The sequence below is a fragment of the Bulleidia sp. HCP3S3_C9 genome, assembly GCF_052064035.1.
Taxonomy (GTDB): Bacteria; Bacillota_I; Bacilli_A; order Erysipelotrichales; family Erysipelotrichaceae; genus Bulleidia.
Map to the genome: position 1 here is coordinate 25771 of NZ_JBQHWJ010000015.1, position 13057 is coordinate 38827.

At 36.0% G+C, this 13057-nt stretch carries 12 protein-coding genes and 1 pseudogene; 3 read left to right on the top strand and 10 right to left on the bottom strand.

Annotated features, from left to right (window positions below; translation table 11 throughout):
- Positions 1 to 13: 13 nt before the first annotated feature.
- The 4 genes from ACTND6_RS04260 to ACTND6_RS04275 all read right to left on the bottom strand — a co-directional run bounded on the left by ACTND6_RS04260 (position 14) and on the right by ACTND6_RS04275 (position 4405).
- Positions 14 to 1648, bottom strand: a complete 1635-nt coding sequence (locus ACTND6_RS04260) for a putative manganese-dependent inorganic diphosphatase (protein WP_441022245.1) — start codon at positions 1646 to 1648, stop codon at positions 14 to 16.
- Positions 1649 to 1736: 88 nt separating this feature from the next.
- Entirely contained in the window at positions 1737 to 2594 is an 858-nt protein-coding gene (gene map, locus ACTND6_RS04265; protein ID WP_441022247.1) for a type I methionyl aminopeptidase, read from the bottom strand.
- A 15-nt stretch (positions 2595 to 2609) separates the two neighbouring features.
- Entirely contained in the window at positions 2610 to 3119 is a 510-nt protein-coding gene (locus ACTND6_RS04270; RefSeq protein ID WP_441022249.1) for a deoxyuridine 5'-triphosphate nucleotidohydrolase, read from the bottom strand.
- A gap of 8 nt (positions 3120 to 3127) precedes the next feature.
- Positions 3128 to 4405: a patatin-like phospholipase family protein gene (locus tag ACTND6_RS04275; RefSeq protein WP_441022250.1), complete on the bottom strand. Its 1278-nt coding sequence runs from the start codon at positions 4403 to 4405 to the stop codon at positions 3128 to 3130.
- Positions 4406 to 4517: 112 nt separating this feature from the next.
- On the opposite strand from ACTND6_RS04275, the gene ACTND6_RS04280 reads away from it, so the two are divergent.
- Positions 4518 to 5729, top strand: coding sequence for a D-alanine--D-alanine ligase family protein (locus tag ACTND6_RS04280; protein ID WP_441022252.1), 1212 nt, complete (start codon positions 4518 to 4520; stop codon positions 5727 to 5729).
- Positions 5730 to 5789: 60 nt separating this feature from the next.
- Entirely contained in the window at positions 5790 to 6497 is a 708-nt protein-coding gene (gene deoD, locus ACTND6_RS04285; protein ID WP_441022254.1) for a purine-nucleoside phosphorylase, read from the top strand.
- Between the two features lie 52 nt (positions 6498 to 6549).
- Here deoD and ACTND6_RS04290 read toward each other — a convergent pair whose 3' ends face one another.
- Positions 6550 to 7443, bottom strand: a complete 894-nt coding sequence (locus ACTND6_RS04290) for a DUF7916 family protein (RefSeq protein ID WP_178176211.1) — start codon at positions 7441 to 7443, stop codon at positions 6550 to 6552.
- Positions 7444 to 7478: 35 nt separating this feature from the next.
- On the bottom strand, positions 7479 to 9215 hold the full coding sequence (locus ACTND6_RS04295) for an ABC-F family ATP-binding cassette domain-containing protein (protein ID WP_441022256.1): 1737 nt from the start codon (positions 9213 to 9215) through the stop codon (positions 7479 to 7481).
- A gap of 80 nt (positions 9216 to 9295) precedes the next feature.
- On the opposite strand from ACTND6_RS04295, the gene cdd reads away from it, so the two are divergent.
- Positions 9296 to 9745, top strand: a complete 450-nt coding sequence (cdd, locus tag ACTND6_RS04300; protein ID WP_441022258.1) for a cytidine deaminase — start codon at positions 9296 to 9298, stop codon at positions 9743 to 9745.
- On the opposite strand, the gene ACTND6_RS04305 is transcribed toward cdd, so the two are convergent.
- The 4 genes and pseudogenes from ACTND6_RS04305 to ACTND6_RS04320 all read right to left on the bottom strand — a co-directional run.
- Positions 9742 to 10539: an MBL fold metallo-hydrolase gene (locus ACTND6_RS04305; RefSeq protein WP_441022260.1), complete on the bottom strand. Its 798-nt coding sequence runs from the start codon at positions 10537 to 10539 to the stop codon at positions 9742 to 9744. The two genes, cdd and ACTND6_RS04305, sit on opposite strands and share 4 nt — an antisense overlap.
- Entirely contained in the window at positions 10508 to 10996 is a 489-nt protein-coding gene (locus tag ACTND6_RS04310; RefSeq protein WP_441022262.1) for a TlpA family protein disulfide reductase, read from the bottom strand. Before ACTND6_RS04310 ends, ACTND6_RS04305 begins: the two co-directional genes overlap by 32 nt.
- A 41-nt stretch (positions 10997 to 11037) precedes the next feature.
- Positions 11038 to 12144 carry a butyrate kinase gene (gene buk / locus ACTND6_RS04315; protein WP_441022264.1) on the bottom strand — a complete coding sequence of 369 codons (1107 nt, stop codon included), beginning with the start codon at positions 12142 to 12144 and terminating at the stop codon, positions 11038 to 11040.
- A gap of 212 nt (positions 12145 to 12356) precedes the next feature.
- Positions 12357 to 12760, bottom strand: a pseudogene (locus ACTND6_RS04320) (family 1 glycosylhydrolase); the annotation flags it as partial.
- Positions 12761 to 13057: the final 297 nt, after the last annotated feature.

Consider the following 13057-nt stretch of genomic DNA (forward strand, 5'->3'; position numbering starts at 1 on the left):
ATGGGAAGTCCTCTTATAGATTCAATAATACTTCAGAAAGTTTCGGCATTAACTGCTGCTTTCTAGAAATGATATTTGGATCAAAGCCTGAATGATCATCAAATGTTGTTTCAATTACAGAAGCAACAACATGTGCCATAGGTCCATAGTAATAGAACATGGATCCATTTCCCATAACATCCGTGAATAACATAACCATGATATCCAGCTTGTTTTCCTGTTGTTCTTTTTCCATATTCTCAAGGAATTGTGGAAGGATCTTCTGTACTTCATCTTGTCTAGAGTAGTTTGTCTGACCAATCGCAAAATGAAATTTTCCAATCTGGTAGTTCTTCAAGTCTCGTGTCAAGATTTCATGTGGTGTTGCATCTTTCAACGAAATAGAAGCACCAAGCATTTCTCTTGCATACTTTTCTACATCATCGATTCCTGCAATTTCTGCAAGCCACTTTACAGTATCACGATCTTCCTGTTTTGTCGTTGCAGATTTAAAGTTCAATGTATCAGAGAGGATCGCTGACATCAACAGTCCACTCATTGTACGATCTGGCAGCAAGCCATTTTCTTTATACAAAGAAGCAATGATCGTACATGTACTTCCACATTTATGATTGCGATATTCAATTGGCATCTGTGTTTGAATGTTGCCAATATGATGGTGGTCAACAATGGCAACAATTTCAGCCATATCAATATTCTGGAATGTCTGATTCACTGCACTATGGTCAACCAAGGCAACCTTCAGTTTTTGATAGTTTCTTGTATGGTATCGAGAAATCGCACCAACGACTTCTCCTGCATCATTTAAAACAGGATAAGAACGTACACGTGAATGTCTCATCTTCATTGCAACATCTTCAACATATTCATTTTCATTAAATGTAATGATGTCTGTTGTCATGATTTGATCAACACTGTAGCTTTCTGTAATAACTCTTGCAGTATTCATCGTATCATTGATTGTTTCAATGATTGCACATCCCTTTTTCTTTGCTAAAGCAATTGTATCTTTAGATGCTTTCATACCACATGTAATTACTAAACACTTGCATCCTCTTTCAATGACCATACGATGTTTTTCATCACCATTGGAAACAATAGAAATACCATCTTCCAGCACATAATAATCCATATCTTCACGCTCTAATGTAATGATATGAATCACACCATTTGTCTTAAAATGCTCTGGTTCATAAATAATATTTCCACCAACAGTCCGTGCAATATTGTCTAAAGAAGCCGTTGACATTAACGTAACAAGGTCTGTATCTGGATGCAGACGAACACTTGCAAGATTACTCGTTGTACAGATACCGCAAAGCTTACCATTTTCATCATATACTTCCAATGAGCGGTTCTGTGTCTGCAGCATCAAATGCCATGCATGATGTACTGTTTCATTTTTCTGTATGATTGTAGGCGTATCAATTTCTATATCACGGATCTTTGCACGTGCATCCGTCATCAACAAAGGATTTTCAAGTCCAAATCTTTTCAAAATAAACTTAGTTTCTTCATTCAATGGACCTTGTCTGCATGCAACTGCTGTTTTACCTAAATGATTCAAAAGATCAGCATAGGTAATCGCTGCACAGATTGCATCAGAATCAGGATGTCTATGTCCTGTTACATATATTTTCTCATTCATAAAATTTTTTATATACCCTCTAATCAATATTCTAACAAATTTAGCACAAAAAAAACCTTAAAGATTGATATCTCTAAGATTTCTTTGATTAGTATGTCAAGATTTCATTTCCATCTTCTGTAATAAGAATTGTATGTTCCCATTGTGCAGAATCAGAGCCATCTCTTGTATAGATTGTCCAGTTATTATATGGATCAATTTCTACTGCAGCTTTTCCAGCATTGATCATCGGTTCAATTGTGATGATCATGCCAGGAACAAGAACCATGCCTTTTCCTTTTGAACCAACATGTGCAACAAATGGATCTTCATGGAAGTCAATACCCACGCCATGTCCACCAAGTTCTCTAACAACAGAATATCCTTTGGAATGTGCATACTTTGCAATTGCATATCCAATATCTCCTACATGTGCCCATGGCTGTGCAGCCTGAATACCAATTTCAAGACATTTCTTTGTTTCTTCAACAAGTTTTCTTCTTTCTTCAGATACATTACCAATCATAAACATTCTAGAAGCATCCGCATAGTAGCCATCTAAAATTGTTGTACAATCAACATTGATAATATCACCATTTCTAAGTTTTCTGTGTCTTGCGGGAATCCCATGACATACTTCACCATTGATGGAAGTACATACACTCTTAGGGAAACCTTCATAGTTCAAAGGTGCACAGATTCCACCATGTTCTGCTGTATACTTCGAAACAATATCATCAATATCCTGTGTACTCATGCCTTCATGAATTAATTTTCCAACTTCATCTAAAACACCTGTATTGATTTTACCAGCTTTTCTGATGCCTTCAATCTGTGATGGACGTTTGATCCATTCATCATCAATCACATCTTTATGTTTCTTTCTCAAATATTCCATTCTTTCAAGAATATGAGAAGGAATTGGTTCTTTTTCATCGATTTCCTGCCATCTTTTTTCATCAATCATATGTCTATCTTCTTTCTATTTTGTGGTAGATCCAATACCGCCTGTTCTTTCATCATTTGCATCATCATCCACTGTGACTCCAAATGACATAAAGATTCCCTGGACCATACCTTGTCCTTTTTCAATCAATAAGTGTTTATCATCTCTAGAATCATTCATAAATTTACACATGATATGACCTTCATTGTCTGCATTGTAATAATCAGCATCAATGACACCCACTGTATTGTTCAGTTGCATGCGATACTTAAAACCAAGAGAACTTCTTGGATACAGCATCAAAACATACCCATCGTCTATTTTAGCACGAATTCCTGTAGGAATGAGCCTAACATCTTCTGGATTCATTGTAATATCTACAGGTGCATAAAAATCATATCCTGCTGACTGCTTTGTAGCACGATGCGGAAGCTTGATGGAATCATAGATTGCCTTGATTTCTTCTTTACTTCCACCCATATTCTTTTCCCAGTCTTTTTCAAACTGTTCATATGATACTTTTTCAAACTTTGCGATTGCTTTCATAGTACTCCTTATATGTGTTTCATCATAATATATACGAATTTAGCGAGTGCACTTTCAAATGGATAAATTGTATTTCTCACATTCTCACTGATCAATTCATGATCAGGATAAAATAATGCATGCAGAATCAACATGACAATTGCTTTTTTATCCAATGTAGAAACATACGAAACAAATTCACCCGGTGAACGTGAAGGCTTGTATGGATAGTCTTCATACGCACATGGTGCAAAAGATGCAAGAATCGTATGTCTTGCTTCTTTCATTGTATACACCTTCGCGTCATCCATTTCACACAATTCCATTAATGCATCAAGCATACCATAAAAGTATAAACGATCCGTCAAGCGAGATATATTCATACGCTCCATCAATCGATCTGTAATCACATGTTCTGAACGTAATTTTTCATTGATTGACGTTGCATTTTTAATATCCATTTCTGTAATCAGAAATTCACGAATATATTCATGAAAATATACAGGAAGTGGAAAACGTTCAAATGTATAACGGAATCCATAATATCTCTTATAGTGCTTCATTGTATCGTTATAGCCAAGTTTCTTTGCTTTCTCCATCTTTTCATGATCAAAGCATAAGAAATCATACAATGGTGCTTTTGGATGAATCATGTGAATCATCGCATGATTTTCATACAGTGGATGAAGTGTCTGTGGCCCCATTTCTATCGCAACAACTTCATCTGCACCATCACGCAACGCATAATCAATTGGGCAGTTATCATAATATCCACCATCCACATATTCATTGCCATCAATTTCTTTTACAGGAAAAGCAGGATACGCAGAACAAGAAGCAATCAGCCAGTCTTCTCCATGTTCTTTCATCATTTCCTTTGTTACAAATACACCTTCATGATCTTTCTTTGTCGCAGCAACACAAGAAAAATCCATTTTACTCTCAAAGAATTTCTTTGGATCATAATAATAATGTACAAAATCATAGAACGGACTAATATCAATTCCATGTTCTTTCATATAGTAATGCAGTTGAGAGAAAAACTCCTCTCTTTCATTCAATAATGTTTTGAATGACATATCTGTTGGAACAAATCCATTCACGATCTTATCACTAGATAGATGCATATACATATTTTCCAGCTTCTCTAAATCATTCTGTACGATCATCGCAGCATTTAAAGATCCAACAGATACACCAATCACTTTATCGAAGTGATCTTCACCAATTTCTTTCAGTGCCTGCAATACACCAAATTCATAAATTCCTTTTGTACCACCGCCAGATAAAACAAGTGTTCTTTTCATATAAATGCCTCCGTTTATATTTTACATTTTCCACTTCGTATTACCATCTACAATTTTTGAATACTGTCATGATACTGAAATACTGCTATAATAGATATGTTGGAGGTTTTTTATGAAACTGAATGTAGGTGTATTTTTTGGTGGAGAATCTGTTGAACATGAAGTCAGCATTATTTCTGCACACCAGGCAATGGAAGCATTAGATAAGAATAAATATAATGTTATTCCTGTATATATAACAAAAGGCAGAAAATTATTTGTTGGAGAAGATCTTTGGGATATGAACAACTATACAGATCTCAAGGCACTACAAGAAAAGCTCACACAGGTATCTCTTGTACTTGAAGATAACAAAGTTGTCATCAAACCTGTTAAAACTTCTTTATTTTCCAAAAAAGAATTAGGAACAATTGACGTTGCAATTCCAGTCATGCATGGAACAAATGGTGAAGATGGAACAATTCAAGGTTTCTTTGAAATGTTAAAGCTGCCATATGCTGGATGTGATCTATATGGTGCAGCAGTTGGACAGGACAAAGTATTACAGAAGCATATCCTTGCTGACAATGATTTACCTGTTACAAACTGGTTCTGGGTATATGGAAATGAAATGGATGAAAGAAAAGATGAAATTCTAGAAAAGGTTCATAAACTCATCTACCCTGTTATCTTAAAGCCAGCAAGAACTGGTTCTTCTGTTGGTATTGCAATCGCACATAACGATGAAGAGTATCTGGAATGTTTTGAAGATGCACGTCAATATGATGAAAAAGTCATTACAGAAAAAGTTGTCAAGCCAATGGTGGAATTGAACTGTTCTGTTTTAGGCGATGGTGCAAATGCACGTGCAAGTGTCATTGAACAGGTTGGTTCTGTTTCTGGAGATGAACTGCTCAGCTATAAAGATAAATACCAGGGTGGTGGTAAATCAAGCAGTAAAGCAGGAAGCAAATCCAGCGGTATGGCTTCTACCGCAAGAATCGTACCTGCACCTATCAGTGAAGAACAGACAAAACTCGTACAGTCCCTTGCTTTAAAAACATTTAAAGTACTTGGTGCAGCTGGTGTTTGTCGCATTGACTTCATGATGGATCAGGAAACAAAGAAAGTCTATGTTAATGAAATCAACACAATCCCTGGTTCTTTAGCTTTCTATCTATGGAAAGAAGAAGGCATGTCCTTTAGAGAACTCATGGATAACTTAGTCAATCTTGCATTAGAAAGAGAAAGAAAGAGAAGCAAAATGACATTCTCTTATGATACAAACCTGTTATCTACATATAGTGCAAACAGTGCAAAAGGAAGCAAAGGATGCAAAGCATAATGGTTCTCAATTGAGAACCATTTTTTGATATAATGGATACATAACAGGAGGATTATTTATATGCCAACACCACATAATAGTGCAGATATCAAGGATATCGCAAAAACAGTATTAATGCCTGGAGATCCACTTCGTGCAAAATTCATCGCTGAAAACTTCTTAGAAGACGCAAAACTTGTCAATAACGTTAGAGGGATTCAGGGATACACAGGTACATGGAAAGGAACACCAGTAACTGTTATGGCCAGTGGCATGGGTATGCCATCCATTGGTATTTATTCCTATGAATTATTTAAGTTCTATGATGTAGAAAATATCATTCGTGTAGGTTCTGCAGGTGCATATTCTGCTGATTTAAAGCTATTCGATGTTGTAGTTGCGGATAGTGCATATTCTGAATCTACATACGCAAAGGAGCAGTGTGGAAACACTTCTGATATTCAATATCCAAGTGAAGAATTAAATGCAAAGATTATTGCTTCTGCTAAGAATCTTGGTATTGAAACACATGTTGGATGTCTCCACTCTTCAGATGTTTTCTATAGAGAAAGCAAAGATTATTTAAAGACAGTTGAAGAAAAAGGCTGTCTCGCTGTAGAAATGGAAAGCTTTGCATTATTCTCAAATGCTAAAGTATTAGGAAAACACGCCGCATGTATTGTTACAATTTCTGACTCATTCGTTTCTCCAGAAGAAACAACACCAGAACAAAGAGAACAGTCATTTACAGACATGATGAAGATTGCATTAGATGCAGCAATCGCATAAATCCATACAAAAAGAGAGAAAAACTTTTCTCTCTTTTTTGTATTGTCTTGAATTAACGATTGATAGAAGCAGCCATCTTGCGGTATGTCCATCTCTTGCCGCGAATCGCAACGCTTAATGTCATGATATTTTCTGGCAAAGCAACTCCACACCATCCAGCATCACCAATATGCTGAATATCAACACCGCATCTCTTATTCACAATTGCAATTTCTCTGACCGTTTCACAATCAGCACCTTCCTGGCTTGTACCAATTGCGGATAAAGCCAATGCATTGTGTGCATGGATATATTCACATGCTTCCGTGACTGTTGCTTCAGATAAGCCAGGAACAGTATTCACTGCAGGCATCAAAATTACATCTGCACCAGCATCAATAAACTCCTTGATTGCATCTAAATCAACAACAGGTTCATTCACGCCAGCACCATGCATCTTTCCCGCAATAATCAAACCATTGAAATACTTCTTAGCTTCTACAATTGCTTCAGCAATAGAACGGTTAGAAACACCAACACCAGGATTACCTGTCAAACAGATGAAATCCAATCCCAATTCCTGTGCTTTCTTGAATGTTTCAACAGTTGCCTGTCTGCCTTCAGCAATCACATGTCTTTCTTCCAGCATATCTGCTTCCAAGTCAACGGGTTCCAGGTTGCATCCAACAGGTCTACCAACAAGTTCTTTCAGCTTTTTAACTGGTTCCTCACAAGCAGGCAATCCCTGAATCACTGGATGATTGCAGTCAAATCCATTCAACAAAACCATGTCACTGCCAAAAGCTACGGCAAGTTCAGCATTTGTCAAATCACCAAGTAATGGTTGCGTTGAAACAACTGTCTCTGTCATTACAGTTCTTCCTTCAGAAGCTAGAATGGATAATTTCAATTGCTCTCCATTCATTGCGACCATGTCGCTTGTCATACAATTCAATAATCTTTTCATAGTAACGTCTCCATCTTTACTTACAGTATACTACATTACCCTTCCATCTTTTCGCTAAGTTCCATCCAGCGCATTTCACTTTCTTCCAAAACATTTCTTTTTTCTTCCAGTGCATCAGAAACTTTCTTGATTTCTTCATAATCCGATAATGTATTCAATGTATCCTCCAGATTTTTGACTTGTTCTTCTAAAACAGGCATTTTCTTTTCCAGCTCTGCCAGTTCTTTTTTCTCCATGTAAGTCAGGCGATTTGCTGGACGTTCTTTTTTTCTTTGTGCCGTTTCCTGTTTGCCATGTTCTTTCTTATCTTTATTCTCAAGATAATCAGAATATGTTGTCTGCTGAATCGAAATATTTCCATTTTCAAATACAAACAGACGATCCGCAACTTTATCTAGAAAATAACGATCATGACTCACCACGATCACAGCACCTTTAAACTGTTCCAGATAATCTTCTAGAATTGTTAATGTTTCTGTATCCAGATCATTTGTAGGTTCATCTAAAACAAGGATATTTGGTGCCTGCATCAAGATTGAACATAAATACAATCTTCTTTTTTCACCACCGGAACATTTACTGATTGGTTTATACTGATCTTCTTTGAAAAACAAGAATCTTTCCAGCATCTGAGAAGCAGAAATGGCTTCATGTTCTGCCGTATAGACAATTTCACCAAATTCTTTGATATAGTCAATGACTCTCTGATTTTCCTCAAATACTTCATTCATTTGCGCAAAGTAGCCAATCTTTACTGTTTCCCCAATCGTAACACTGCCGGTATCTGGCTGGATCTTATGCATGATAATTTTCAATAGTGTACTTTTTCCACAGCCATTGTTGCCAATGATTCCAACACGATCCATTCTCATTAATGTATAGGAAAAATGAGAAAAAAGCTGTCTTCCATCATATGCCTTTGAAATATCATCAATGATAATTGTTTTATTTCCAAGTCTGGAAGCTGCAGATTTTAACTCTAATGTATCTTTGAGCTTCATATCTTCCATTGCGGCAATCTTGTTGAATCTTTCAATTCTGCCTTTCTGCTTTGTGCTTCTTGCCTGTGCACCTGCTCTGATCCATTCAATTTCTGTTTTCAGAAATCGTTGTCTTTTATGTTCTGCACTCAGCGCCTGTTGATAACGCATTTCTTTCTGTTCAAGATAATCCGCATAGTTACCAACATACGTATAAAGATTACCTTGATCTACTTCAACGATATGATTTGTAATACGTGTTAGAAAGTAACGATCATGCGTAACAAGTACAACAGCTTTCGATACTCTAGCAAGATATTTTTCCAGCCATACGATCATATCCTGATCAAGATGGTTTGTAGGCTCATCCAAGAGATACAGATCTGCTTTTCGAATCAGAGAAATTGCTAAGGCAACACGTTTCTTTTCTCCCCCGGAACAAACATCAATATTCTTTGTATAGTCTGTTAATCCAAGTTTATTCAAGATTGCCTTGATTTCATATTCTTCTACAGATTCTTCTAGATGAGATAATACAGTATCATAGACTGTCTGATTGCTTTTGAATTCCATTGTCTGCGGACAATAGGAAATCTTATATTTCTTAAGTACATTTACATTTCCTTCATCTGGCAGTTCAACCTGCGCCATTAACTTCAACAATGTACTTTTTCCAGCACCATTTAAACCAACAATACCCCATTTATCATTTTCATTTACCACAAAATTTACATGTGACAATATTGGTGTCACCGCATATTTATAACTCACATTTTCTAAAGATAAAATCATATTTTATTCTCCAAGCACAACAATTATACATGATTTTCTTTTTTAAGATTCATGTATAATATGGATAGGAGATATGAATGATGAGTACAAAATTAACATTAGAAGAGAAAAAAGATCTCATACGAATGGCATTTGCGGCAAGAAAATTTGCATATACGCCATATAGTCACTTTCAGGTTGGAGCTGCACTGCGTGCAAAAGATGGCACGATATTTACAGGCTGCAACATTGAAAACGCCTCCTTTACACCCACAATCTGTGCAGAAAGAACAGCTTTATTCAAAGCCGTTTCTCAAGGTGTTCATGAATTTACAGATATTGCCATCGTAGGAAGTAAAGAAGGAGAAGTAAATGAACAGATTACTTCCCCTTGTGGTGTCTGCAGACAGGCATTATTTGAATTTGGTGGTAAAGATCTCAATGTCATCATGGCGAAAAGTGACGATGATTTCATTGAAGCAGATTTAAATACACTGCTTCCATATGGATTTGGTCCAAGTAATGTAGAAGGAAACAGTGCATTAGACTAGAGATTTTCTGGATTATAACAATAATCGTAGATCAATCCATATGAAATACTGCAGTAAGGAATTTCACTGCCACCAACACACATTGTTTTTACAGGAGAAGTTAATTCTCCTTGTATGATTTTATCTGTAGCTTCCATATTATCCTTGATGTACTGGATATTTTGAATTCCATTGGATTGCTCACTATGCCCAAAGAATAATTGTAAATGCGTATAGGAATGTAGAATGTCATAAAGATGTTCTACATTCTTTTTGTATTCATGTAATGGAAGACAATGGTCTAATTGCATCCAGAATCCGCCAGATCCAATTGCATCACCAGTAAATACTTCTTCATGTTCTTCATTTAGAAATACCAGCGAACCTTTTGTATGACCAGGAACACGAAGTGTCTTCAATGTATATTCACCTAGATCAAATACTTCATTTCCTTCAATCAAAGTAATTTCATTTTTCCATTCATCATTCACAAACAGATCCAGTAATGACTGATCTTCTTTCTGCATATAGACTGGTGCTTGCTTCGCAATCAGTTTTTGACATGCTTTTCCTGCGTGATCTGGATGCGCATGTGTCAATAAAACAATGAGTGGTAAAGAAGTGATTTCTTTTACGACATCGTAAAGATTTTCTTCCTCTTGTAATGTATCAATCAAAGCTGCTTTTTGATTTCCCAGCACTAGATAACAATCGACATTCAGCCCATTTTCATCTTTTTCATTAATGCGATATACATGTTCATTCATTTGATTTACTGTTACATTATTCATATTCCAATGCAAATCCTTTCTCATAGTTTTCCTTTAACTGTTCATTCAAACCTTCTACTTCATATACAACATCGCCATCTTTGATAAAGAAAACATGTGGTGTATTTAGATGTTTCTTGCCATCATCATCGTATTGCAGGTATTGACCAAACAGATTCACTACAACATCATAATCTTTCATATCCATATTACTTTGCCACGCAGCATTTTTTCTTGTATTGATATATGCAACTTCTGCATGATTTTCTTTTGCGACGTCATTCAATACAGGCATTGCTTCAATGCATGATGGGCACTTTGCAAAGCCAAAATACACTGTCAGTGTTTCTTTATTTTGCATTTTGGATTGCAATTCTTTGACTGTCATATCATAGAACACATGATTTTCATCATGAAAATTCTCATATTGAGACATATCAGATTTTGTACTTGTACATCCTACAAGAAATATACAACATAATATGATCCAAAATTTTTTCATGAACTTATAATATCAAAAAAAGTGATGCTTTTGCACATCACTTAATCATCAAAACCAGTCCATACAGGCTTACCTGTATACTTCTTAGGTTTTTCTTCCCCTCTTAGAACACGCAAAGCAGCATATGCCATTGCTTCATGTTCAAATTCACCAGGATATGCCTTGACAGGTGCAATCCATCCAACATCTTCTGTAATTGTATCAATGACGCCTGGAATTCTTAATAAACCGCCTGTCAAAAGAATTGCATCTACTTTACCCTTTAATGGAGCAGACATCATCGCAATCCACTTAGAGCACTGATAGATCATCGCATTCCAGACTCTTTCAGCTTTTTTATCTCCTCTACGAATCATTTCATAATAGATCTTAGAGGAATCTGAAGTGCCAAACCAGCTGGACAATCCACCACGCTGGGAGCAAAGTGCTCTAACTTCTTTCGGATCTTTATCAAACAGATAATCTAATACATCTGTCACTGCCATAGATCCCATACGTGTTGGTGTAAATGGACCTTCACCACCACCAGCATCATTACCATCGATCATTCTTCCATGATCATGTGCAGTAATAGAGATACCACCATCAATATGCGCAATGATCAAATTCAGATCTTCATACTTCTTGCCAATTTCCTTTGCATATACGCGACCTGTAGCTTTTGCATTTAATGTATGCGCAGTTGCACGACGATATGTATCTTTGACACCAGTCACTCTAGCTAGATCACACAATTCATCAACGATTGGCGGATCAACCATCAAACACATGCATTCATAACGATTTGCAATTTCTTTTGCGAGCTGTACACCTAACATAGAACTATGATAGAAATGACCTTTGACTTCTCTAGTGTCTTTGATCAATTTATCATCCACTTCATATGTTCCGCTTTCACATGCATAGCATGGCCCGCCTCTTCCAACAACAGCATCAATGCCATGCAGATCAATACGAGAATCACTCAAAAACTTTCGGATACCAAACATACGATAATCTAACTGATCATTAATTGTCTCGTATGTCATCAACTTTGATGAATCGTGAAAGATACTTCTTGAAACAACACATTTCTCATTTTCGAAATATGCAACTTTAGTTGAAGTAGATCCTGGGTTCACCACAAATACACGATATGTCTTTTCCATATAATTTTTACCTCGCAAATAATCATAACGCTAAGATTTCAAAAAATGAAGAGATTGCCATATACGAAAGCGTATACATCCAAAAAATTTGATAATTTTTTAACAAATTCAAAGAATTACAATTGTTTAACAATGAAAAACAGCAAAAGTATTCTCTTTTATGCAAAATAGACCTGACTCCTGTATTTACAACAGGTCATCAGGTCTATCAATTAGTTGTCGCTTAAATCTTCTCCATCACTGGCAATCGCTTTCTTATACCAGTAAAAGGAATCCTTAGGCGTTCTCTTTAATGTTCCATTTCCTTCATTATCTCCATCTACATATACATAGCCATATCTCTTCTTCATTTCTCCAGTTCCTGCTGAAACAAGATCGATACAGCCCAGGAAGTATATCCCATAAGTGGAATACCATCTTCCAAGACAGCATCTTTCATAGACTGGATATTTTCACGAAGATAGTCAATACGGTATGGATCGTGGATGGAACCATCTTCTTCCACGACATCTTGTGCACCTAGACTATTTTCAACAATAAATAATGGTTTATGATAACGATTATACAATCGATTCAAGGCGATTCTTAAAGCACTTGGATCACTTGCACCACCCCATAAAAAATCTTTTGGAAATTTTGAAATAATAAATTACCTATTGTAAGAAGTATAGCTTATATATTACGAAATAAAATTCCAAAAGAGCATGAAGTACAACATGATTTTCTATATTTCTAACAATCTTATTTTAGAATTGTTAAAAAGCAAAATGTCCATAACATTACATAAAGGTCATCAAAAAACGCTGAACTGAAAAGTTAAATTCCACTTTCAAAAGAAAAAAATTAAAGTTGAAATTAGTTGTGCAGAAACAGTGCTGACAGGTAAATTCAGTGCTGTTTTTATTGTGGAATT